The organism is Leclercia sp. LSNIH8 (assembly GCF_002920195.1).
Classification (GTDB): Bacteria; Pseudomonadota; Gammaproteobacteria; order Enterobacterales; family Enterobacteriaceae; genus Enterobacter.
Genome location: NZ_PQJY01000003.1, coordinates 109,728 through 133,979 on the forward strand (window position 1 = coordinate 109,728; position 24,252 = coordinate 133,979).

At 58.1% G+C, this 24,252-nt stretch carries 20 protein-coding genes; 10 read left to right on the plus strand and 10 right to left on the minus strand.

Annotation, left to right across the window (positions count from 1 at the left end; genetic code table 11):
* Positions 1–279: 279 nt before the first annotated feature.
* The 5 genes from opgC to C3406_RS09010 all read left to right on the plus strand — a co-directional run bounded on the left by opgC (position 280) and on the right by C3406_RS09010 (position 4,378).
* Positions 280–1,497 (plus strand): OpgC domain-containing protein, encoded by a 1,218-nt coding sequence (gene opgC / locus C3406_RS08990; protein WP_103822147.1) that lies wholly within the window; start codon positions 280–282, stop codon positions 1,495–1,497.
* A gap of 10 nt (positions 1,498–1,507) precedes the next feature.
* The gene (locus C3406_RS08995) at positions 1,508–2,407 is read left to right on the plus strand and encodes a hypothetical protein (protein WP_103822146.1); all 900 of its coding nucleotides are present in this window, start codon (positions 1,508–1,510) and stop codon (positions 2,405–2,407) included.
* A 69-nt stretch (positions 2,408–2,476) separates the two neighbouring features.
* Positions 2,477–3,622, plus strand: a complete 1,146-nt coding sequence (locus C3406_RS09000) for a PP2C family protein-serine/threonine phosphatase (RefSeq protein ID WP_233210560.1) — start codon at positions 2,477–2,479, stop codon at positions 3,620–3,622.
* Positions 3,619–3,957 carry an STAS domain-containing protein gene (locus tag C3406_RS09005; protein WP_103822145.1) on the plus strand — a complete coding sequence of 113 codons (339 nt, stop codon included), beginning with the start codon at positions 3,619–3,621 and terminating at the stop codon, positions 3,955–3,957. The genes C3406_RS09000 and C3406_RS09005 overlap by 4 nt, the downstream gene beginning before the upstream one ends.
* Before the next feature lies 1 nt (position 3,958).
* Positions 3,959–4,378, plus strand: a complete 420-nt coding sequence (locus C3406_RS09010) for an ATP-binding protein (RefSeq protein ID WP_103822144.1) — start codon at positions 3,959–3,961, stop codon at positions 4,376–4,378.
* A 46-nt stretch (positions 4,379–4,424) separates the two neighbouring features.
* Here the strand turns inward: C3406_RS09010 and C3406_RS09015 are convergent, their stop codons facing one another.
* Both C3406_RS09015 and C3406_RS09020 read right to left on the minus strand, forming a co-directional pair.
* Positions 4,425–4,979 (minus strand): GNAT family N-acetyltransferase, encoded by a 555-nt coding sequence (locus C3406_RS09015; protein ID WP_103822143.1) that lies wholly within the window; start codon positions 4,977–4,979, stop codon positions 4,425–4,427.
* On the minus strand, positions 4,976–5,539 hold the full coding sequence (locus tag C3406_RS09020; RefSeq protein WP_103822142.1) for a helix-turn-helix domain-containing protein: 564 nt from the start codon (positions 5,537–5,539) through the stop codon (positions 4,976–4,978). Before C3406_RS09020 ends, C3406_RS09015 begins: the two co-directional genes overlap by 4 nt.
* Before the next feature lie 240 nt (positions 5,540–5,779).
* Here C3406_RS09020 and C3406_RS09025 point away from each other — a divergent pair, with 240 nt between their 5' ends.
* Positions 5,780–7,033: an MFS transporter gene (locus C3406_RS09025; RefSeq protein ID WP_103822141.1), complete on the plus strand. Its 1,254-nt coding sequence runs from the start codon at positions 5,780–5,782 to the stop codon at positions 7,031–7,033.
* Positions 7,034–7,089: 56 nt separating this feature from the next.
* Here the strand turns inward: C3406_RS09025 and azoR are convergent, their stop codons facing one another.
* Entirely contained in the window at positions 7,090–7,695 is a 606-nt protein-coding gene (gene azoR, locus C3406_RS09030; RefSeq protein WP_103179784.1) for an FMN-dependent NADH-azoreductase, read from the minus strand.
* Positions 7,696–7,897: 202 nt separating this feature from the next.
* Between azoR and hrpA the strand changes: the two genes are divergently transcribed.
* Positions 7,898–11,800 carry an ATP-dependent RNA helicase HrpA gene (gene hrpA, locus C3406_RS09035; protein WP_103822140.1) on the plus strand — a complete coding sequence of 1,301 codons (3,903 nt, stop codon included), beginning with the start codon at positions 7,898–7,900 and terminating at the stop codon, positions 11,798–11,800.
* Positions 11,801–12,201: 401 nt separating this feature from the next.
* Here hrpA and C3406_RS09040 read toward each other — a convergent pair whose 3' ends face one another.
* The 5 genes from C3406_RS09040 to C3406_RS09060 form a co-directional block, all read right to left on the minus strand.
* The gene (locus tag C3406_RS09040) at positions 12,202–12,861 is read right to left on the minus strand and encodes an O-methyltransferase (protein ID WP_103822139.1); all 660 of its coding nucleotides are present in this window, start codon (positions 12,859–12,861) and stop codon (positions 12,202–12,204) included.
* A 96-nt stretch (positions 12,862–12,957) separates the two neighbouring features.
* On the minus strand, positions 12,958–14,337 hold the full coding sequence (locus tag C3406_RS09045) for an efflux transporter outer membrane subunit (RefSeq protein ID WP_103822138.1): 1,380 nt from the start codon (positions 14,335–14,337) through the stop codon (positions 12,958–12,960).
* The gene (locus C3406_RS09050; protein WP_103822137.1) at positions 14,334–15,413 is read right to left on the minus strand and encodes an HlyD family secretion protein; all 1,080 of its coding nucleotides are present in this window, start codon (positions 15,411–15,413) and stop codon (positions 14,334–14,336) included. Before C3406_RS09050 ends, C3406_RS09045 begins: the two co-directional genes overlap by 4 nt.
* Positions 15,414–15,446: 33 nt before the next feature.
* Positions 15,447–17,099 carry an MFS transporter gene (locus C3406_RS09055; RefSeq protein ID WP_476629933.1) on the minus strand — a complete coding sequence of 551 codons (1,653 nt, stop codon included), beginning with the start codon at positions 17,097–17,099 and terminating at the stop codon, positions 15,447–15,449.
* A gap of 152 nt (positions 17,100–17,251) precedes the next feature.
* On the minus strand, positions 17,252–18,574 hold the full coding sequence (locus tag C3406_RS09060) for an MFS transporter (protein WP_103822136.1): 1,323 nt from the start codon (positions 18,572–18,574) through the stop codon (positions 17,252–17,254).
* Positions 18,575–18,962: 388 nt separating this feature from the next.
* On the opposite strand from C3406_RS09060, the gene C3406_RS09065 reads away from it, so the two are divergent.
* Complete coding sequence (locus C3406_RS09065) at positions 18,963–19,766, plus strand: YdcF family protein (RefSeq protein WP_103822135.1); 804 nt, start codon at positions 18,963–18,965, stop codon at positions 19,764–19,766.
* A 197-nt stretch (positions 19,767–19,963) separates the two neighbouring features.
* The gene (aldA, locus tag C3406_RS09070; RefSeq protein WP_103822134.1) at positions 19,964–21,403 is read left to right on the plus strand and encodes an aldehyde dehydrogenase; all 1,440 of its coding nucleotides are present in this window, start codon (positions 19,964–19,966) and stop codon (positions 21,401–21,403) included.
* Positions 21,404–21,506: 103 nt separating this feature from the next.
* On the opposite strand, the gene C3406_RS09075 is transcribed toward aldA, so the two are convergent.
* The gene (locus C3406_RS09075) at positions 21,507–22,433 is read right to left on the minus strand and encodes an alpha/beta hydrolase (protein ID WP_103822133.1); all 927 of its coding nucleotides are present in this window, start codon (positions 22,431–22,433) and stop codon (positions 21,507–21,509) included.
* Between the two features lie 103 nt (positions 22,434–22,536).
* Positions 22,537–23,538, minus strand: coding sequence for a type I glyceraldehyde-3-phosphate dehydrogenase (gap, locus tag C3406_RS09080; RefSeq protein ID WP_103822132.1), 1,002 nt, complete (start codon positions 23,536–23,538; stop codon positions 22,537–22,539).
* Positions 23,539–23,722: 184 nt separating this feature from the next.
* On the opposite strand from gap, the gene cybB reads away from it, so the two are divergent.
* Positions 23,723–24,250 (plus strand): cytochrome b561, encoded by a 528-nt coding sequence (gene cybB / locus C3406_RS09085; protein WP_103822131.1) that lies wholly within the window; start codon positions 23,723–23,725, stop codon positions 24,248–24,250.
* Positions 24,251–24,252: the final 2 nt, after the last annotated feature.

Sequence of the window (24,252 nt, forward strand, 5' to 3'; positions counted from 1 at the left end):
AGGATATCCTGATTCCACGATGACAATAAATTAATAGCCTGTTACCGACAGGGAGAACGCCATGGAAATAACGCTCACAAAAACATAATTTAAGGTAAGTGTAGAACGCGGATAAAAATAATCCAGCAGGTTAAATTGCAACAGTTTAGGGGCGCTTAAATAAAAGTTAATTATTAATAAGGTTTTTTCCTGCGTACCGCAATAATTGCCAGATGAAGGCATTTACGCTATCTAAATTATTAGCACGATGCTTTTTCAGGATCATTAACAGGACTCCCTATGAGCCAGATTGCGCCTGCAATACCGCAAGAAGAAAACATAAAATCAAGGGCATGGCGCTATTCTCTTGCCGGGAATCGCGATCTGCGTATTGATTTTATGCGCGGAATTGCGCTGGTAATGATGGTGGTGGCGCATACAGAGGTGATGTCGATATTTAATATATTTACCTGGGAGCGTTTTGGTCTGACGACCGGTGCGGAAGGATTTGTCATTCTTTCCGGATTTATGCTGGGGATGTTAAATCGTGCCAGATTACAAAAAGTTGTCTTGCTCACTATTTCCTGGGGGCTTTACCTCAGGGCGTGGAAAATATACCGGGTAAATATTATTATCATTTTATCCTTTCTGTTGCTGGGGTATTTGCCTTTTATAAACGTTTTTGAAGTGACCCATTTTACCGACCGTTTTTCGGGAACCACCTGGTCCCTTTATCCGGTGACGCCGCAGATAAAAGAGACCTGGTTTAACATTGTTCTCTATCTGCAAATTGGTCCTCACCAGACGCAAATTTTAGGGCTCTATATCTTTCTCCTGCTGTTAAGCCCTTTGTTTTTAGGCATGTTGCAAAGGGATAAAGTGTACTGGCTGCTGGGCCTTTCGCTGCTGGTTTACTGCTGCTGGCAGCGCTGGCCGGTACGGATAACCCCGTCGCAGTTTGAGTTCGCCTTTCCGCTGCTGGCGTGGCAGTTTATTTTTGTGCTGGGAATGAGTTGCGGCTGGTATAAAGAGGAGCTGCTCTCTTTCGCTCGCACCCCCGCTGGCAAAGTGGTGGTCGCGGCGCTGGTGGTGATTGCACTGGCCCTCGGTTTTGTCGCCCAGAATCATACCAACCCCTTTATGCCGCCCGCGCTCCTGATGCATACCATCCCTGCGGCGGACTTCAACGCTTTTTACCATACCTGGGCGGCAAAAAACGGGCTGGGCCCGGTGAGGGTGCTGAACGATATCTGCCTGATGGTGACGGTCTATCTCCTCCTGACCTGGTGCTGGCAACCTCTTTACCGGCTGGCAGGCTGGTTTCTTATCCCGCTCGGCCAGCGCTCGCTTTATACCTTTATTTTGCACGTCTACGTCGTGCTCGCGGTAAGCCAGTTTGTGACCTTCGATCTGTGGCGTCAGGACTGGATAGTAAACACCTTTGTACATGCAGCGGCGCTTGGTGTGCTGTGGCTACTGGCGAAATATAACGTCGCCGCACGCTGGATACCTAACTAAGGAAGGGGAGATGCGGGAGAGATATTTGCTGGCCTGCGCACTCTTGTGCATTGCCATCGGCGCAGAGGCGGCGCCGAAGGAGGATGCCGGGACACTGCGCGACAACAACGGCGAGCCGGTGCAGGCGGGGGTATTTACCAGCCGCTGGGGGCGGCTTTTCTCAGGCAATGAGGATGTTTTTTCCGGCGCGCTGAGCTTTAGCTCGGGCCTGAAAGAGCAGTGGATGACTATCCCCAACAGCTCAGACAGCGCGGAGCAGAAGCGAAAATATAACCAGACGCTGAACCTGAGTCTGCAATATTCCCCTTACAGCTACTGGTTTGCCAACGTCACGTCGCGTCTACCGGTCACCGACACCAGCCGCTATACCGCTGACTTTCGCTACAGCTTCGGCTACGACGACTGGCACGCCAATACCCTTAGCCTGGTGTACAGCAATTACGGGGATAACCGCTTCTGGACCTCGGGCAGCGGTCGTCACACCTATTTCGAGCAGGGGGCGGTAACCCTGGCCTACAAATTCTCGCTGCCGAAACCGGTGGAGAATACGCTGTTGATCAACAAAGGTGACTCCATTATCTGCCAGGTGGGCTACAGCTGGGTACCGCGCTACTACGATCTGGAGAGCAACGACATCCGCAAAAACAAAAACGTGATGCTGGGTGGGTGCGGTTACACCTTCAAACAACATTTCTTTGTGCGCGCCACGGCGTTCTGGTTCCCGGACAGCAGCCAGCAACAGCCCTGGAACGGCGATTACAGCTACAGCTTCGGCTATGCAGGCTATACGCCAGGCTCATTCTCCGTTCAGTATGCCAACTATTCCGGCACCCGTTATCCCGGCCACCAGAGCGGCAACGGTAAGTTTCGTGAAGGAACGGTTAGCCTTATCTGGTTCTTACCGCTTTAGGGGGCGAGAGTGGCGCAGCATGTACTGATTGTGGAAGATTCGCTGGTCTATCGTCGGCTGCTGAGCCGGATGCTGGCGCAGTGGGGCTATAAGGTCAGCGAGGCGGAAAACGGCCTCGCCGCGCTGCAGATCCTCGAAAGCCAGCCGGTCAGTCTGGTCATCAGCGACTGGGAAATGCCGGAGATGGATGGCCTGACGCTGTGCCGGGAAATCCGCAGCCGCCAGATTGGTCACTATATCTATGTCATTCTCCTTACCGGCCGTGAAAATCCAGACGATCTGACGCTGGGGTTTGACGCTGGTGCGGATGACTTTCTCAGCAAGCCTGTCGAGCAGAGCGAACTGCGGGCGCGGCTGCATGCGGGGGCGCGTATTCTCTCCCTGGAGGCGACCCTCGCCGCCCGCAACGCCCGCCTTAGTGAGGCCCTGCGCCAGATTGAACAAGATCTCGAGGTGGCGGCACGTATCCAGCAGTCGGTGCTGCCCGCGCACCAGCAGCGCTACCGGGACTACTTTTCCGACTGGCTCTTTCTGCCCTCGGCCTGGGTTTCCGGGGATATCTTTAACGTCTTCCCGCTGGATAACCATCTGGGCTTTTACTGTGTGGACGTCTCCGGCCACGGCGTAGGGGCGGCAATGATGTCCCTCGCGGTGGCCCGCCAGTTTTTGCACGGCAGGGCGGTAGAGCGCTTTCTCTTTACCGACGACGACGAGGTGGCGTCGCCCGCCGAGGTGGTGCGCATCCTCAACGGCCGTTTTTGCAGCGATGAGGTAGAGATAGTCAGCTATTTCACTATGATTTACGGCGTCATTGATCTTGATACCGGCGAGGGGAAACTGTGCCAGGCCGGTCACCCGACCCCCTTTATCGTCAGCCCGGACGGAGAGGTCAGAGCCGTCGGCAGCGGCGGAGCGCCGGTAGGATTGATGCCGGATCTCAGCTGGACGGATGTTGACTTCACGCTGGCGGCAGGCGAGCGGCTCTGCCTGTTCAGCGACGGCATTACCGAATGTGAAAACCTCACCGGGGAACAGTTTGGCCCGCAGCGGCTGCAGGAGGCGCTGAGGCACGGGGCCACCCTCGGGCTGAACGATCTCCTGGCGCAGTTTGCCCGGCACCTTATTCACTGGCGTAGCGGGGAAAACCAGGAGCAATCATCGATGGCCGATGATGTTTCACTCTTAGTGATTGAGCGTAAAGGAGAAGAGCAATGAATATTGATACAGAGCGGCAGCCCAATGTGAACATTATGACCCCGGCGGTGCGCCGGCTGGATGCCTCGGTGGCGGCGGCGTTTAAGGAGGCGATTACCCGCGAGATCGGTGAAGATCGCAAAGCCCTGATCGTCGACTTCAGCAAAATCGATTTTATCGACAGTAGCGGTCTGGGGACCCTGGTCTCCCTGCTGAAAATGATGAACGGTAAAGGCGATATGGTACTCTGCGCGCTGAACCCCGGCATCCGCAACATGTTTACCCTGACCCGGATGGATCGCATTTTCCGCATCTGTCCGGACCGCGCCGCGGCGCTGGCGCAGCTGAATCAATGATATGGTCGTGGCTCACGAGATTGCGCTTTCGGCCGCGTTAAGTTCGCTCTCGCCGCTGGCGGAGTGGCTGGCGCAACAGATGGCCTCGCTGCCCGTGGACGAAACCTGGCGCTTTGCGCTGGATCTCGCCGCCTGCGAGACGGCGACCAATATCATCCGCTATGCGCTGCACGAGGATCAATGCCAGCTTTTTAACGTGACCTTTATCGCCGCGGACGCTGGCGTGACCCTGCGCTTTACCGATGCAGGGACGCCTTTTCCCGCTGAACGCCTGGCCGAGGCGCGTAATGAGGCGTTTGATGACGACACGCTGCTCGCAGAAAATGGCCGGGGGCTCAGACTGATCCTGCTGTCGGTAGACAGTTTTGACCTCGAACGCCGGGACGGAAAGAATATTGCGGTGCTGGAAAAAGGGTGGTGAGGGCTGAAAAGCAAAAACCTCCCACCGGGCGGTGAGAGGGGCAAACTTACGCGGTCAACGGGCTGGCGATAGCGGCTTTTGCGTTTTCGTTAACTTTGTACATGTATGTGGTCGAATCCAGGGTGTTTTCAACCGACTGCGCATAAAACGGAATCGACCCCGCGGTCTGCCAGCCAAGCGAGCGGTAGAGATCGCTGGCCACGTCGCCACTGCGTGTATCCAGCACCAGCAAAACGAGTCCCTTTTCCCAGGCCAACTGTTCTGCCTGCATCATCAGCGCTCGTGCAATTCCCTGGCGACGTGATTGTGGGTGAACCAGCAGCTTGGTCATTTCTGCCCGGTGGCGGCCATTAGGCGTGGCGCAATAGTTAACCATGACGGTACCGGCTGCCGTGCCGTTATCCAGGGCGATGAAAAGATCGCAATCGCGGCGCGCAAGGCTATCTATTTTTTCCTGCCAGAAACGATCGATGGCAGGACGGTCGGTGGGATCGATAAAACCGACACTCGCGCCATCTTTTACGCACGCCTGCAAAACATCACCTAATTCTGAGAAGCGTTGACGTGCCTCGTCAGCAGTCAGACATTTATATTCAATCATGATTTACATACCACCAGAATATAGTGGGCGCCAAGATTTTCATGTGCCCTGAATGATGAGGTTCCCGATAAATGAAAACGTAAACTGTCACCTTTTTTCAGATGCCAGGTTTCCGCATTCATGGTAATAATCAACTCCCCTGCATGTAACCAGATATATTGCTCCAGCCCCTGAACCGGTGGCTGAAGATATTCAATAAAAGCACCCGGACGTAATTTCCCGTCAATCATTTCGCAGCGGAAAGCGTTAGACGGTGGTATTAACAGACGCCGCTCAAACCCGCTGTGTTCATCATGCCACAGGCTCTGCTCCCTGGCCCGGAACAGGTTATCGGCGACCTGCTCAACCTCGCTGATCAGCCGGGACATGGTCATGCCGTATACGCTGCAGAGCTGGTTGAGCACTTCCGCGGTGGGGCTGACTTCACCCCGTTCAATGCGTGACAGTGAGGCTCTGCTTATTCCCGACGCTGCGGAGAGATCCTCCAGCGAACGGTTATGCTGCAGGCGTAGCGCGGCCAGACGTGCCGCCAGCTTTTCCCTGTAGTCCTGATTGTTCATACCTGATTCCCGCATGTGAGATAAAATTCTCTAATGAGAGATAATACTGCACGCTGAACGCGAGTCAAGCACCGCTGAAAAAAATCCTGCAAAAGTAAAATTCACAATTTCAAGATAAAAAAAACTATTAACTTTTTGTTAAGTTTTTTATTGCACCTGCGGGTAATTAAATTTATTACTAGTTAGCCAGGTATATTTCGTGGCCAACAGAACAATTAAAAATAACCAACAGGACAACCTATGACAACCAAACCCGCCGCTGAAATCTGCGCGGCACCGGGGCTTTTTCAGACGCTAAAAACATTTCCTGCAACCGTACACGCGCTGCTCTTTTTTACCTTCGTCATACGGTTTAGCTATTTTATGGCATGGCCCTTTATCGCCGTGATCATGACCCAGAATTACCATATGTCTCCCATCGCCATTGGCGTGGCGATGACCAGCAGCGCCCTGATCTCCGTGGTGCTCGGCATGTACGGCGGGCAGATTTCGGACCGCATGGGGCGGCGGGTAATCCTTCTGTTGGGGTGCGGGTTCTCTGCCGTGGGTTATATCACGCTGGCGCAGGCGAGCGGGATGGGGCTGTTTATCACCGGCCTGATGATCATCGGGGTGTGCTTTGCCTGGGTCGATCCCCCGGTGCGCGCGCTGATGAGCGATCTGCTGGGTGACCGCCGTCGCCGGGCGCTGGCCCTGCAAATGCGCTACTACCTGATCAACGTCGCGGCGGTGTTTGGCCCGCTGGTGGGGCTGGTCTTTGGCCTGACATCCCAGAAGGGGACTTTCCTGATCACGGGCTTAACCTATCTGCCATTTTTCGTTTATGTACTGCTGTTTATCCCGGCGGGGAAACTGGTGGGTGAGCCACAGTCCGGCAGCGCGCCGGCCATCAGGCTGCATCAGATGATGGGGATTATCGCCAAAGACCGAATCTATGTTGCGGCGCTGCTGTGTAGCATCTTGTGCAGTATCGTTTTTATCCATTATGAAGCCGTACTGCCGCAGTATCTGATGCTACTTGATGGCAACGGGGCGGTGAAGCTCATCACCCTGATTCTGGTTACCAATGCCTGCACCGTGCTGGTGTTTCAAAGCCTGATTGTGCGGTTTATGGCGCAGATTAACCTGCCGAAACGGATACTTCTGGGCGGCGCCATTTTCGCCTTATCGCAGCTCTGCTTTTTTGCCACCCGTTCAACGGAGGTGTGGATCTGGCTGACCTTTACCGCCGTCTTCAGTATGGGGGAGGCGATTCTGATGCCAAACCTGAATATTTTGCTCGATCAGCTCGCGCCGGCGGAGCACCGGGGTGCCTATCTTGGGGCTTCAACGTTATCGACGCTGGGGGTTGCGGTCGGGCCGTTAATCGGCGGGGTGATGCTCGCCATGACCGGGGCGGGGGTATTTATCTGCACGGCCTTGCTCAGCCTGCTGCTGTGCGCGATTATTTATCTCAGCGGGGCACGGATGCTGGCACGTTTGCAGGAGACATAAAAGCGCCGGGGAGTGATGCGTGCACCACTCCCCGGCGAGATTTTCAGCGTTGAATCTTACGCCGCGACCAGGCTGTCGATAGCCGCTTTCGCATCGTTCTGCGCTTTGGCCGCCACTTCCGGACCGTAAGCGATACCTTCAGCAAAGACGAAGTTCACGTCGGTGATGCCGATAAAGCCCAGGAACAGGGTCAGGTACGGCGCCACCAGGTCAGTTGGGGTATCTTTGTGAATACCGCCACGGCTTGAAAGCACAATCGCACGTTTACCGGTGACCAGACCTTCTGGTCCTTTCTCGGTGTAGCGGAAGGTGACGCCCGCACGCGCTACCAGGTCGAAGTAGTTCTTCAGCTGGGTCGGGATGTTGAAGTTATACATCGGCGCGTTAATCACGATCACGTCGTGGGCTTTCAGCTCGGCAATCAGCTCATCGGAGAGCGCCAGCGCTTCCTGCTGACGTGGCGTCAGCGGCGCATCGCTCGGACGCAGGGCACCCACCAGCTCACCATCCAGTACCGGAACAGGCTGAGCGGCCAGATCGCGGACGGTGATTTCGTCACCGCTGTGCTGTTCACGCCACTGTTCAACGAAATAATCAGACAGCTGACCAGACTGAGAGTACCCTGCCAGAATACTGGATTTAAGAACTAATACTTTGCTCATGGGTGATTCCTTTGTTGTATTTGATGAGGGGGTTGCCCCGTTGCTTGCTGACACTCTATTCACAATCCTGTCGCAGGGATAGCGCAATATATCGAAGTCTATGTTCGAATTTTTTGAATAAGGCGCAAAAACCCGCGATGTGGTACTCTATAGCAATCATTACAAAGAGATTTTATCCGGCAGTGCACTGCCCGTTAACGCTATGACAGAACAACAGAAATTAACCTTCCCGATGCTTATGCAACAGCTGGATCCGCTGATGTTGCGTGACAAACAGCGCTTTGCCCGCCGCCTGCATGGGGTAAAGAAGGTTAAAAATCCTGATGCACAACAGGCCATTTTCCAGGAGATGGCGAAAGAGATTGAACAGGCGGCGGGTAAGGTTGTGCTGCGCGAAGCCGCGCGCCCGGCCATTACCTATCCGGACAACCTGCCCGTCAGCCAGAAAAAACAGGCGATCCTCGAAGCCGTGCGCGATCACCAGGTGGTGATTGTGGCGGGTGAGACCGGTTCGGGCAAAACCACCCAGCTGCCAAAAATTTGTATGGAGCTGGGGCGCGGGATCAAGGGCCTGATCGGCCACACCCAGCCGCGGCGTCTGGCGGCGCGAACGGTGGCGAACCGTATTGCCGAAGAGCTGCAAACCGAGCCGGGCGGCTGCATCGGCTATAAGGTGCGCTTCAGCGATCACGTCAGCGACAACACCATGGTCAAGCTGATGACCGACGGCATTCTGCTGGCGGAGATCCAGCAGGACCGGCTGCTGATGCAGTATGACACCATCATCATCGATGAAGCGCACGAGCGCAGCCTGAACATCGACTTCCTGCTGGGCTACCTGCGGGAGCTGCTGCCGCGTCGCCCGGATCTGAAAGTCATCATCACCTCGGCGACCATCGACCCGGAACGTTTTTCGCGTCATTTCACCAATGCGCCGATTATCGAAGTCTCGGGGCGCACCTATCCGGTTGAGGTCCGCTACCGTCCGATGGTGGAAGACGCCGACGACACCGAGCGCGATCAGCTCCAGGCCATTTTCGATGCGGTGGATGAGCTGGGGAATGAAAGCCCGGGCGATATCCTGATCTTTATGAGCGGCGAGCGCGAAATCCGCGACACCGCCGACGCACTGAGCAAGCGCGACCTGCGCCATACCGAGATCCTGCCGCTGTATGCGCGTCTCTCCAACAGCGAGCAGAACCGCGTCTTCCAGGCCCACAGCGGCCGCCGGATCGTGCTGGCGACCAACGTGGCGGAAACCTCCCTTACCGTGCCGGGCATTAAATATGTTATCGACCCCGGCACGGCGCGCATCAGCCGCTACAGCTACCGCACCAAGGTGCAGAGACTGCCGATCGAGCCGATTTCTCAGGCCTCCGCCAACCAGCGTAAGGGCCGCTGCGGACGTGTCTCGGAAGGGATCTGTATTCGTCTCTATTCGGAAGACGATTTCCTCTCGCGCCCGGAGTTTACCGACCCGGAAATTCTGCGTACCAACCTGGCGTCGGTTATTCTGCAAATGACTGCTCTCGGGCTGGGCGATATCGCCGCCTTCCCGTTTGTGGAAGCGCCGGACAAGCGCAATATCCAGGACGGTGTGCGCCTGCTGGAGGAACTGGGGGCGATCACCACCGACGAGCAGGCCACCGTTTACAAGCTGACGCCGATGGGCCGTCAGCTCAGCCAGCTGCCGGTGGATCCGCGTCTGGCGCGGATGGTGCTGGAGGCGCAAAAACATGGCTGCGTGCGCGAGGCGATGATTATCACTTCGGCGCTCTCCATACAGGATCCGCGCGAGCGTCCGATGGACAAACAGCAGGCCTCCGACGAGAAGCACCGCCGCTTCCACGATAAAGAGTCTGACTTCCTCGCCTTTGTGAACCTGTGGAATTACATCGGTGAGCAGCAGAAAGCGCTTTCCTCAAACCAGTTCCGCCGCCAGTGCCGGGTCGATTTCCTTAACTACCTGCGGGTGCGCGAGTGGCAGGATATCTACACCCAGCTGCGCCAGGTAGTAAAAGAGCTGGGCATTCCGGTCAACAGCGAACCGGCGGAGTACCGCGAAATTCACATCGCGCTGCTGACCGGTCTGCTGTCGCATATCGGGATGAAAGATGCCGACAAGCAGGAGTTTACCGGGGCGCGTAACGCCCGCTTCGCCATCTTCCCCGGCTCCGGATTGTTTAAAAAGCCGCCGAAGTGGACGATGGTGGCCGAGCTGGTGGAGACCAGCCGTCTGTGGGGCCGCATTGCCGCACGCATCGATCCGGAGTGGGTCGAACCGGTGGCGCAGCATCTGCTGAAGCGCTCATACAGTGAGCCGCACTGGGAGCGGGCGCAGGGGGCGGTAATGGCCACCGAGAAGGTCACCGTCTACGGTCTGCCGGTGGTGGCGGCGCGTAAGGTCAACTACAGCCAGATCGACCCGGCGCTCAGCCGCGAACTGTTTATCCGCCACGCGCTGGTGGAGGGGGACTGGCAGACGCGCCACGCCTTCTTCCGGGAAAATCTCAAGCTGCGCAGCGAAGTGGAAGAGCTGGAGCACAAAACCCGTCGCCGCGACATCCTGGTGGATGACGAGACGCTGTTTGAGTTTTACGACCAGCGCATCAGCCACGACGTGATTTCTGCCCGCCACTTTGACAGCTGGTGGAAAAAGGTCAGCCGCGAGACCCCGGACCTGCTCAACTTTGAAAAGAGCATGTTGATCAAAGAGGGGGCGGAGCAGGTCAGCAAGCTCGACTACCCGAACTTCTGGCACCAGGGCAACCTCAAGCTGCGCCTGAGCTACCAGTTTGAACCGGGCACCGATGCCGACGGCGTGACTGTCCATATCCCGCTGCCGCTGCTCAACCAGGTAGAAGAGAGCGGATTTGAGTGGCAGATCCCCGGCCTGCGCCGCGAGCTGGTTATCGCCCTGATTAAATCGCTGCCAAAACCGGTGCGCCGCAATTTTGTGCCTGCGCCGAACTACGCCGAGGCGTTTTTAGGCCGCGCCACGCCGCTAGAGCTGCCGCTACTGGATTCGCTGGAGCGCGAGCTCCGCCGGATGACCGGCGTGACTATTGACCGTGAAGAGTGGCACTGGGATCAGGTGCCCGATCACCTGAAAATCAGCTTCCGGGTAGTGGATGATAAGAATAAAAAGCTGCAGGAAGGCCGCTCCCTGACCGAGCTGAAAGAGGCCTTAAAAGGCAAGGTGCAGGAGACTCTTTCTGCCGTGGCCGACGACGGTATCGAGCAGAGCGGACTGCACATCTGGAGCTTTGGTCAGCTGCCGGAAAGCTACGAGCAGAAGCGCGGCAACTACAAGGTCAAAGCCTGGCCGGCGCTTGTGGACGAGCGCGACAGCGTGGCGATCAAGCTGTTCGATAATCCGCAGGAGCAGCAGCAGGCGATGTGGCGCGGGTTGCGCCGCCTGTTGCTGTTGAACATCCCGTCGCCGATCAAATATCTGCACGAGAAGCTGCCGAACAAGGCCAAACTGGGGCTCTACTTTAACCCGTACGGCAAGGTGCTGGATCTGATCGATGACTGCATCTCCTGCGGCGTGGACCAGTTGATCAACGCTGCGGGTGGCCCGGTCTGGACCGAAGAGGGCTTTGCACAACTGCACGAAAAAGTGCGCGCTGAACTCAACGAGACGGTGGTCAACATTGCGAAGCAGGTCGAGCAGATCCTGACCGCGGTGTTCAATATCAACAAGCGCCTGAAAGGGCGGGTGGATATGACCATGGCGCTGGGGCTCTCGGATGTGAAAGCACAGATGGCGGGGCTGGTCTATCGCGGGTTTGTGACCGGCAACGGATACAAGCGTTTAGGCGATACGCTGCGCTATCTGCAGGCGATTGAAAAACGTCTGGAGAAGATGGCGATCGATCCGCACCGCGACCGGGCGCAGATGTTGAAGGTGGAAGCGGTGCAGCAGCGCTGGCAGCAGTGGCTGAACAAGCTGCCACCGGCCCGCCGCGATGATGAAGATGTACAGGAGATCCGCTGGATGATTGAAGAGCTGCGCGTCAGCTTCTTTGCCCAGCAGCTGGGGACGCCATACCCCATCTCCGATAAGCGTATCTTGCAGGCGATGGAGCAGATCTCCGCTTAAAATCGCCGGGCGGCGCATGCGCTTGCCCGGTCTACAATATTGCATGGAAGCAATGGAGTCGTTTCGGTTAATAAAAGGCTAACAGCGGCTCCCTGGTCCGGCTGAAAATCGCCGAAGCGTTTCCGGAAGGCCGGGGCGAGGCGCAGGGACGCGCCGAGAGGGCATAGCCTGCATGGATGCAGGCTGGTGCCCGACCCGAAAGCCTGAAGGAATAAGCTGAGGGGACCGCGAAGCGGCGATTTTCTTGCCGGGAGCCCGGGTTGCCAGGGCGGTGGCGATTGAGCCGCCCTGGCACGTTCACCGGTTCGGATGTATCAGAGAAGCAAGGAACGTGAGGTGAACGGAACCACCACCGGTGCCGCATGTAACAGCACCCCTCCCGCAGGGCCGGTAAGCGGTGTTTACCCGTTCACCATCGCCAGCGTAAACCCATCCCATCCCTTCACACCCACCGTCTGTAACGCGGTGGCGGTCAGGCGCGGGTTATCGCCGATCATCTCGATAAACCGCCGCACGCCATGCACCCGGGCGTCATCGCTCTGGCCGTTAACCACTTCTCCGTCCCGCACCACGTTGTCGCCGATAATCAACGTTCCCGGCCGGGAGTAGTGCAGCGCCCACTCCAGATAGCCCGGGTTATTGGGTTTATCGGCATCAATAAAGATCAGATCGAAGGGCGGGATAGTATCGAAGCGCTCAAGGGAGAGCAGAGCCGAACCTTCGATTAGCTCAATACGCTGCTCCAGCCCTGCCAGATGGATGTTCTGCCGTGCGACCTGAGCGTGAACCGGGTCGGCCTCCAGCGTGATCAGCTTGCCATCCGCGGGCAGGGCGCGCGCCATCCAGATACTGCTGTAAGCCCCGAGAGTGCCAATCTCCAGAATGCGCCTCGCCTGGGTCATGCGCACAAACAGCGCCAGTAACTGCCCCTGATTAGCGGCGACGTCGTGGGCTGGTAACCCAGCGCGCTGGTTATTTTCAAGGACCTTTTGCAGCACCTCATCCTGAGGAATAAGCTCGGAAATCATGAAATTATCTACGTCAGACCACAGTTGTTGCATAGATTGACCCCTTAGTGCGTATATTGCCCGGCGGCGCTATGCTTGCACGGGCCTACGAAACCTGTAGGCCGGGCAAGCGCATGCGCCGCCCGGCGTTTACGATGCCGACCACCCACCTCCCAGCGCTTTATACAGATCGATCTGCGCCAGCAGCAGGTTATTTTTCGCCTGCACCACGCTGGTCTGCACCGAGAACAGCGTGCGCTGGGCGTCCAGCACGTCAAGATAGGACGAATAGCCGTTGTTATAGCGGTTCTGGGCGATCCGCAGCGTCTCCTGGGCCACCGCCTGCTGCGCCACCAGTTCGGTCAGCTGTTCGCCGTAACGGGCGATGGCATCCAGGCTGTCGTTCACCTCTTTAAAGGCGTTACGCACGGTTTTTTCATAGCTGTAGAGCGCCTGATTGCGCTGCGACTGGCCGATATCCACCTGGGCATTCAGCGCCTGACGGTTCAGCAGCGGGGCCAGAATACTGCCGCCGATGCTCCACAGCTCCAGCGGGTTGTCCAGCAGGCCGGGCAGAGTACGATCCTGAATCGATCCGGTGGCGGTCAGGTTGATCGACGGCAGCAGGCTGGCGCGCGAGGCCGCAAGCGAGGCATCGGCGGCAATAAGCTGGCGTTCCGCCTGCACAATATCCGGGCGACGATTGAGCAGCGACGAAGGGAGCTGCGAAGGGATACGCAGCGGCGTCAGGGCATCGAAATCCGCGCTGCGGGCGATGCTCCCCGGGTTGCTGCCCAGCAGCAGGCTGAGCGCATTCTCCTGACGGGCAATCTGGTTCTGCACCTGCGGGATCTGCGCCCGCGTCGAACGCAGCTCGGAGTCGGACTGCATCAGCTCCAGGCGCGAACTGTAGCCGGTCTGATACTGCCGCTGTGCCAGATTAAAGGCCTCTTCCCGCGCTTTCAGGGTCGACTGCGTAACCTTAAGCTGCTCGTCCAGCGCCAGCAGGGTGACGTATCCCGAAGCCACTGAGGAGGCCACCGTCAGATCTGCCGCGGCGGCGGCGGCTTTTTGCGCCTCGAGGCTCGCCCGGGCGGCATCGGTGGTGCGGCGGTTCACCCCCCAGATGTCCACGTCATAGCTGGCGGTCAGGCTGCCTTTGTAGAGCGCCCCGTAGGTGGGCAGACCGGTCGCCGCCGACTGGGAACGGGCGCGACCCGCATTCAGATCGGCATCCAGGGTCGGAAACAGACTGCCTTCACTGGCGTAGACCCGGGCCTGATACTCGTTGATCCGCTCCCGGGCAATCAGCACATCGCTGTTGTTGCGCAGGGCCTGGTCAACGTAAGCGTTGAGCTGGCTGTCGTGAAAATTGCGCCACCACACCTGTTCCGCCGGGCTGGTGGGGCCGGTAGCGGCGCGCCACTGGGCGGGGATTTGTAGCGTCGGCTTCGCTGGCTCAACATCCACCGACTGGCAGGCGCTCAGGGCTGCGGCAATCAGCAGGGCGGTTAGCGGGCGGCGGATCATTCTGCCTCCCGGGTATCAATAGTTACCTGTACCGACATCCCCGGACGCAGCCGCGCGGCGTCTTCTGCCTTACCCAGCACCTCAATGCGTACCGGAATACGCTGGGCGATCTTGACGAAGTTGCCCGTGGCGTTATCCGGCGTAATGGCGCTGAACTCCACCCCGGTGGCGGGGGAGATGCTCTGCACCCGGCCCTCATAGGCTTTGTCGTTCAGGGCGTCGACGGTGAATTTCACCGGCTGGCCGACGCGCAGGTTCGCCAGTTGGGTCTCTTTGATATTGGCGATCACCCAGTGCTGCGGCGGCACCAGGGTAGTGAGGTGGGTTCCGGCGGTCACATAGGCGCCCAGGCGGACGGCAATCTGCCCGAGCTGACCGTCGCGCGGCGCCACGATGCGGGTGTTTTGCAGGTCGATCTGCGCCAGCTCAAGGGCCGCCTTCGCGTTTTCGACGTCAGCCTCCAGCGCGGCGCGGTTAACGATGGCGGTTTGCAGATCCTGGCGCGACATCTCCAGCGTGGCCTTCGCCTGGTCGATATCGGCGCTGCCCTGGGCGGCACTCGCCAGAGCAGCATCCCGCTCACGGATCGACAGCGAGCCATCGGCGGTAAGATCTTTTACGCGCTTGAGGTCAGCCTGGGTTTTCTGGCTCTGCGCGCGGGCGTTTTTCAGTGCCGCCTCGTTACGCTGGATCACCGCTTCGGCGCTTTTACGCTGTTGCAGGTTGTTGTTCAGCGCGGCTATTTTCATCGCCAGCTGGGCTTCAGCCTGGTGTACCCGCTGGCGGTAGATACGATCGTCAATCTGCAGCAGCAGGTCGCCTTTCTTTACCTGCTCAAAATCCTGCACCCTGACCTCGATGATGTAGCCGTTCACCTGCGGGCTGATAAAGGTGGTCTGGCCGCGCACGTAGGCGTTATCGGTAAACTGGGTATGGCGGGTAAACGGCGGTAGCTGCCAGGCGTAGAGGATCACCAGCACGCCGACGAGGCCGATGGCGGCGGCGGTAAATATCGACACTACGCGCAGATTATTACGGGTATTGGCCTGCTCTTTAGCGGCATCCTGCTGACTCATAACTTCTCCAGAAACATCATTAATTTTTATCCATTACTGACTGCCGGTGGCCTTTCTCAGCGCCAGACGGGCAGTGATGCGCAGCCGCAGCAAGCGCCACAGGATCCAGACCAGCGTGGCGGTGGCAATGCCTGCCGTCAAAAGATAAGTATCGTTGTAAGCCAGAATATTTGCTTCCAGCGTGCTGGTGGTCTGCAACTGGAGCACCGACTGGGTGCTCAGCAGGGCGTTATCGCCAATCAGGCTGCGGTACATCTGGCTGTAGATCTGCAGCCGCTCGTTGACCAGCGGATTGAGGCTGGTGAGCTGCTCAGCCAGCAGGCTGGAGTGATATTTTTCGCGCCAGGTCTGGAAGGTGCCCAGAATGGCCGACCCCAGCAGGCCGCCGATGTTCTGGCTCATGCCAAACAGTACCGAAAAACTGACCAGGTTACGCGGATCGGCAATCACCCCGCCAATCCCGGCCAGCATCGCCGGAGCGAGGAAAAAGGCGCTGCCGAACCCGAGCAGAAACTGGCTCAGCATCAGCTGATCCGGGCGGGTGAGGCTGGTGGACTGGCTGTCGAGCAGGGAGGCGATAATCATCAGCACCAGCGAGGTGACGATCGGCCAGGCAAGCCTGGTCGGTTTAATGGTCAGACAGCTGGCGGTGATGCCGCAGACGATACCGGCTAAAATCGCCCACGCCAGATGGGTCATCTGTTCGTTCTGCAGGCCGACATACTGCAGCCAGCCAATCACCCCGGTGTTCTGTTCCGCCAGCACGATGCGGATCAGCAGCATGATCAACCCCAGGCGCACAATGCTGCCGCTGGAAAGCCAGCGCGTGTTCAGCAGCGGGTTGCTGCGGTTATGTTCAAACACAATCGCCAGGATAATCAGCACCAGCGAGCCCGCCAGCGCCCAGCCGATCCACGGCGCCTCAAACCACCAGTCGAGACGCCCGAGCGACAGCACCGCGCACAGCAGCGCCATCCCCGGGGCCAGCAGGATAAACGTAATGAAATCCTTCTTCTCAAACACCTTGCGCCGGTCGCCGGGAGGCAGCTTGAGGGCAATGACGCAGCCCAGCGAGATCAGCGCCAGGCCCAGCTCAAACAGGTAGAGCCCGCGCCACTCGTCGATCTGCAGCAGTTCGGTTGAAAAGAGTCGCGCAATGGGGATCGCCAGCGACGAACCGGTGATGCCGATAGTCAGAGCCTTCAGGCGGTGTTTCGCCGGCCAGGCCTGGATCTGATAGTAGATCCCAAGCGAGCTGAGCGCCGCGGCCACCATACCGTGGGCGGCGCGCACCATCAGGGCCGAGCTGAGATCGTTGACGAAGAGGTGAAAGAAGGTCACCAGCACATAGAGCACCAGAAACCCTTCGGTGAAGGCGCGCAGGCCAAACTGCTGGCGAAACTTCACCAGCAGCAGGTTAATCGACACGTTGGTCATTACGTACACTGCGGGCAGCCAGGCGATCTCGGTGGACCAGGCGGCAAAGGTGCCCTGCAGATTTTGCAGGTTGGCCGAAACCATGGCATTGCCCAGCGCGCCGGTAAGGCATACCAGCAGTCCCACCACACCGTAGGCTACCCGTTTGGGCGTGCTGTGGATCGGAGTGGAGGGGGAGCCTAACAGCATCGGCTTTTCGTGAGGCTGCCACTCGCGAGGAGCATAGGGGTCGCGTTGGGGCAGTCGCATAGCGTTTATTACCTGTCGCATTGATGATAGTTAGTGGGCTAATGATTCTACGTCTGACGCAAAGTCTGTTTCAAGTGAATATGATAATAGCGGGTTAATCAAATGTGAGCGGTAAGTATGACAGCGGCCAGCAAGTGCTGGCCGCCTGGGGATCAGAGTTCGTGGGTTTGTGCGTTGATGACCGGGGCGCGTTTAACCCGGCTGGCACAGAAGATCGCAATCAGGGAGATGGTCACTGTGACCGCCAGATACCAGGCCACCGGCACCCAGTCGCCGTTATATTTCGCCAGCAGGCCGGTGGCAATCAGCGGCGCGGTGCCGCCCGCCAGGGCTGCGCCCAGCTGATAGCCGAGGGTGATGCCGGTGTAGCGCACGTTGGCGGTGAAAATTTCTGAACAGAGGGTGCCGAGTACTGCGGTGACCGGCGCCCACAGCACGCCGAAAGCGATGACGGTAGCCAGCACGATGCCCCACGTGGTGCCGGTGTTGAGCAGCATAAACCACGGCACGATAAACAGGCCGAGGACAAAGACGCTGACGGCATACATTCGCTGGCGACCAACCTTATCCGACAGCAGCCCCATCAGCGGGATCATGATGGTGGCGACCAGCGCCCCGAGGGTCACGGCCTCCAGCGCCTGCGATTTTTGATAGCTGAGCGTGGTGGTGGCGTAGCTGACCACAAAGGTGGAGAAGATGTAGAAGGGCGCGGTCTCAACCACTTTTAGCCCGGCGGCGATCAGCACTTCGCGCCAGTGGTATTTCAGCGTATCGCGCAGCGGGGCTTTGGCCACCTTGCCGGAGGATTTCACCTTTTTAAACTCCGGCGTTTCGTCGATATCCTGACGGATCCACAGGCCGAGCAGCACCAGCACCGAACTCAGCAGGAACGGAATACGCCAGCCCCAGGAGAGGAAATCCTCTTCGCTAAACAGCGTCATCAGCGAGACGATAAAGGTCGCCATCAGCATGCCTATGGTCACCCCCGCCTGCGGAATACTGCCGAAGAAGCCTTTGCGCTTCTCCGGCGCGTACTCATAGGCCAGCAGCAGGGCGCCGCCCCATTCGCCGCCAATTCCCATTCCCTGAATAATGCGCATCAGGATCAGCAGGACCGGGGCCCAGAGGCCAATCTGCTCATAGGTAGGTAACAGCCCAATCATCACGGTTGCACCCCCCATCAACGACAGAGTTAACACCAGCGTTTTTTTGCGCCCGATACGATCCCCGATGTGGGCGAATATCACGCCACCGATGGGGCGGATAAAGAAAGTTAACGAGAACGAGAGATAGGACAAAATCAGGCCGATGACCGGGTCGACCATCGGGAAGAAGATCTTGTTGAACACCAGCGCTGCGGCTGTGCCGTAGAGAAAATAGTCAAACCATTCAATGGCGCTGCCGGTGAGGCTGGCGACCAGCACCTTTTTATTTTTGCGTAAAACTGCGGTACTGCTTTCGTGTTGTTGTGTCATACCGTGATCCCGCCCAGTGGATGATGAAGCGGGTGACACCCGGCGCGCTTCGGGTGCAACCCAGAAAGTAAAAGGTTGTCGAATTGTTAAGCAACTTAGGGAGAGCTGTTACTTTTGGCAAGCAGGGCGAGGTGAAAACTGGTCAGATCACGCTGAAATAAGCAGCAATCACTGCTTTTAATGGCGATATTTCTGGCGCTTAATTTTTTTAATGGCCTAAGTTACAGCATATAATGCAGGTGCAACCGCCTGATTTTTGGACGTTTCTGGTTATTTCAGTTTAATGACTATTCTTATAAGGTAACTGCCGATTTCGCTTTCAGAGGGATCCTCTGTTAACCGACGGCCCGCGCGTTACCCTTAACTTACTTGCTGGAAGGAGGTAACGATGAGTCTCACAATCTTCCCGTCTCTGCCGGATAAAACGCTGGTCGCGGTCAATACCGTCGGGGCCTGGCTCGCTGAAGACAATCTGCCTTACAATCCGCCCGCGCTACAGCCGGATCTGGTGGTGTTGGCCGGTAATGCGGTGATCCCCTCCATTGACGCGGCCTGCCGTCTGGCGTCGGAGCTTGCCGTGCCGCTGCTGATCAGCGGCGGGATAGGCCATTCCACCACCTTCTTATACGCCGCCATCGCGCAGCATCCGCGTTATAACAAGGTGCGCACCACCGGCAAAGCCGAGGCCACCATTCTGGCGGAGATCGCCCGGGAGTTCTGGCATATTCCGCCGGCGCGTCTGCTGGTGGAAGATCAATCCACCAACTGCGGTGAAAATGCCCGCTTCAGCGCCGCGACGATCCTCCATCATCAGCTAAGGGTGACGCGCGGGATTGTGGTGCAGGACCCGACCATGCAGCGGCGGACCATGGCGACCTTTGCCCGCGTCTGGCGCGATAAGCCAGATGCCCCGTCGTGGACCAGCCATCCCGGCATTGTGCCGCAGCTGCAAAACAGTGATGAGGGCCTGGTATTCCGCGGCGGCGGCGAGGGGCTGTGGCCTGTCGAGCGCTATCTGTCGCTGGTGCTGGGCGAGCTGCCGCGCCTGCGGGATGACATCAATGGCTACGGTCCGCTTGGCCGCGATTTTATCGTGCATGTGGATATTCCGGCCGAGGTGGAGGCGGCCTGGCAGATCCTGCGTCATGACGCCGTTCTCACCGAGGCGCTGGCGAGCCGCTCCCTGCTGTAACCTTGCCCGTTTGCGTGAAACTCATCGCAAACGGGCAACCTGATGTTGTCGGGATGAAATGATTTACGCCTGCTGACCCGTTTCTTTTATGAGATATCTCACAAAAACAGCGCGATAGGCTGGGATTGCGGATCGGGAACTGTAGTTTTTAACAATAATTTTACTTGTTAAAAACAGTGTAATTACAGGAGCGAGTCATGACAGTACCCGTACAACATCCTATGTATATCGATGGACAGTTTGTAGCCTGGCAGGGTGATGCCTGGATTGATGTCATCAATCCAGCTACCGAAGAGGTCATTTCCCGTATTCCCGACGGCAGCGCCGAAGATGCCCGCAAGGCGATTGACGCCGCCGAACGCGCCCAGGAGGCCTGGGAGGCACTGCCTGCCATCCAGCGCGCAGGCTGGTTACGTAAAATCGCGGCAGGCATTCGCGAGCGCGCCAGCGAGATCAGCGCCCTGATTGTGGCCGAAGGCGGTAAGATCCAGCAGCTCGCGGAGGTTGAGGTCTCCTTCACCGCCGACTATCTCGACTACATGGCGGAGTGGGCCCGCCGCTACGAGGGTGAAATTATCCAGAGCGATCGTCCGGGCGAAAACATTCTGCTGTTCAAACGCGCCCTGGGCGTCACCACTGGTATCCTGCCGTGGAACTTCCCGTTCTTCCTGATTGCCCGCAAGCTGGCACCTGCGCTGGTGACCGGCAACACCATCGTGATTAAGCCGAGCGAGTTCACCCCAAATAACGCCATCGCCTTCGCCAAAATCGTCGACGAGATCGGCCTGCCGAAAGGGGTCTTTAACCTGGTGCTGGGACGCGGGGAAACCGTGGGCCAGGAGCTGGCGGGCAACCCGAAAGTGGCGATGGTCAGCATGACCGGCAGCGTGGCCGCAGGTGAGAAGATCATGGCCGCCGCCGCGAAGAACATCACCAAAGTGTGCCTGGAGCTGGGCGGTAAAGCCCCGGCTATCGTGATGGACGATGCGGATCTTGAGCTGGCGGTGAAGGCTATTGTCGACTCCCGAGTGATCAACACCGGGCAGGTCTGTAACTGCGCCGAACGCGTCTATGTACAGAAGGGCATCTACGACCGCTTTGCAAACCGTCTGGGCGAGGCGATGAAAGCGGTGCAGTTTGGCAACCCGGCCGAGCGTAACGACATCGCCATGGGGCCGCTCATCAACGCCGCGGCGCTGGAGCGTGTTGAGCAGAAGGTGGCGCTGGCGGTAGAGCAGGGGGCGAAAGTGGTGCTGGGCGGCAAAGCGGTGGAAGGCAAGGGCTACTTCTATCCGCCGACGCTGCTGCTGGACGTGCGTCAGGATATGAGCATCATGCACGAAGAGACCTTCGGGCCGGTGCTGCCGGTGGTGGTGTTTGACACCTTAGAAGAGGCGCTGAAGATGGCCAACGACAGCGACTATGGCCTGACATCCTCGATTTATACCCGGGATCTGAACGTGGCGATGAAGGCCATTAAAGGGCTGAAGTTCGGTGAAACCTACATTAACCGCGAGAACTTTGAAGCGATGCAGGGCTTCCACGCGGGCTGGCGTAAGTCCGGGATCGGCGGAGCGGATGGTAAACACGGCCTGCATGAATACCTGCAAACCCAGGTGGTCTATTTGCAGTCGTGATAAACACGCCGGGTGGCGCTGCGCTTACCCGGCCTACAAAACCGGCAAACAGCATCATACACGTAGGCCGGGTAAGGCGAAGCCGCCACCCGGCACCCCAGGCTTACACCTTCGTCGCAATCCAGTTCATCATCAGTTCCGGCCAGACGGACACCGGCAGCCCCTGGGCATCGCGGATGCCAAATCCATGCTTCCCGCGCTCGAACAGATGCATCTCAACCGGCACCCCAACACGGCGCAGGGCGGTAAACATCGCCATGCTGTTCTCAACCTTCACCGCCGGGTCGTCGGCGGCATGCAGCAGGAAGGTCGGCGGGGCGTCGCGGGTGACGCGCTCTTCCAGCGAGTAGCGATGGATCAAATCCTCGCCAGGGTTGTCGCCCATCAACTCATGGCGCGAGCCCGAATGATGGTGCTCGGCACGCATGGTGATCACCGGATACACCAGCGCCATAAAGGCCGGACGGGCAGGGTACTCGTCGACGGCGTCCAGCGGGACGTATACCGTTTCGTCATGGCGTGTACCGAGGCTCGCCGCCACGTGACCGCCCGCCGAGAAGCCCAGCACCCCAATCCGCGCCGGATCCAGCTTCCACTCCCCGGCACCGGCGCGAATCACCCGCATCGCCCGCTGAACGTCGGCCAGCGGCGCGTCAGCACCCTCTTCATGACCATCCCCCGGCATGCGGTAGGTCATCACAAACAGGGTATAGCCGCGCGCATTAAAGAAGGAGGCCAGCGCGCTGCCCTCTTTATCCAGCACCACGCGGCGGTATGACCCGCCCGGCGTCACCAGAATGCCCACCCCGTTAGGTTTGCTCGGGGCATAGACGGTTATCTCCGGGGCGCGGATGCCGGTGACGGCGCGATCAAAGTGGGAGGTACCGGTATGGTGGGGTTCCGGGGTAAAGACGGCATCGCTGGTACGTGCGCCCGGGGCTTCATTATCGGGCCAAATGGTAAAGGTGACCGAACGGCTGACGGCGTGGGCCATATTCTGTTCGAGTGTCTCGCGGCTGAGTGCTTCCATGTTAACGCTCCCTCTCTGGAAAGCGTTTGTTATAGCAGGGTTAACGGAATGAAAACCTGAACAGTTTCACAGGTTGCGGACAGCCGGGCTGTCCGCAGCGTGTTTACAGGGCAGCGAACTTATCTAAGGTACGCACCAGCTGGGTAACAAACCCGTATTCGTTGTCGTACCAGGCGACGGTTTTCACCAGCTGGACATCGCCCGCCTCGGTGACTTCCGTCTGGGTGGCATCGAATATCGACCCAAAGTGGGTGCCGATCACATCGGACGAGACAATCTCCTCGTCGGTATAGCCGAAGGATTCGTTGCCCTCGGTGGCCTTTTTCAGCGCCTGATGGATCTCATCCACGCTCACTTTTTTCTCCAGAATCGAGACCAGCTCGGTCACGGAGCCGGTTTTGACCGGCACGCGCTGGGCATGGCCCTTCAGCTTGCCGCTCAGGGCGGGGATCACTAGCCCAATCGCCTTGGCCGCGCCGGTGGTGTGCGGGATGATGTTTTCTGCTGCGGCGCGGGAGGCGCGCAGATCCTTGCCGCGCGGCCCATCCACCAGCGCCTGGGTGCCGGTATAGGCATGGATGGTGGTCATGGTGCCTGCCTTGATGCCAAAGGAATCCTGCAGTACTTTTGCCAGCGGGGCCAGGCAGTTGGTGGTGCAGGAGGCGACAGAGATAATGGTGTCGCTGGCCTCGATCGTGTCGTCGTTAACGTTAAAGACGATGGTTTTCATCTCACCGGCCGGGGCGGAGATGAGCACTTTTTTGGCACCCGCGTCCAGATGGGCCTGGGATTTCTCCTGCGAGGTGTAGAACCCGGTGCACTCCACCACCAGATCCACCCCAGCGGCTTTCCACGGAATGTGTTTCGCCTCTTTTTCGGCATACACCGAAATGGACTTCCCGTCGACGATCAGCGAGTCTTCCGTAAAGTCGACGCTCCAGGGGAAGGGGCCATAATTAGAGTCATGTTTTAACAGGTAGGCCAGCACTTTCGGCGACGTCAAATCATTAATCGCCACCACGCTATTACTGTCCTGCGTTTCCAGCAACCGACGGAGAACCAGTCGGCCAATACGACCAAAACCGTTAATGCCAATCTTACTCATGATCTTCTCCTGTGTGATGTACGGGACGATGAACTCATCCAGGATTAGACCATGAAGCCCAGCGAGGCAATTGAAGATGGCTCATCTGCACGGAAGTTTTTGAAAAATAGGGGACAATAATTAATGAATTTTTAGCTGAAGCTGGGTTATTTTACGTTTTTTAGCCTTCTGTTCAGGAAAGACTATGCGCAATAAATACACCGGCCTGCAAATCACGATCCACTGGCTGGTTTTTCTGCTGGTGATCGTGGCCTATTGTGCCATGGAGTTTCGCGGCTTTTTCCCGCGCAGCGACCGCCCGCTGATCAATATGGTCCACGTCTCCTGCGGGATCTCTGTTCTGGTGCTGATGGTCGCGCGTCTGCTGGTGCGTCTTAAGTATCCCGCACCGCCAATCGTGCCTAAGCCAAAACCGATGTATACCGGCTTATCCCATCTGGGGCACCTCGCCATCTATCTGCTGTTTATTGCCCTGCCGCTGATTGGGCTGGTGATGATGTATAACCGGGGTAATACCTGGTTTGCGTTCGGGCTGGGGATGCCGCACGCCGCCGGGTCCAATTTTGACCTCGTGGACACGCTGAAAGTCTGGCACGTCACCCTGGCGAAGCTGGGGTACTTTATCGTCGGCATTCACGCCTTTGCCGCGCTGCTTCATCACTACTACTGGAAAGACAACACCCTCCTGCGCATGATGCCGAAAAAACGCTAAGG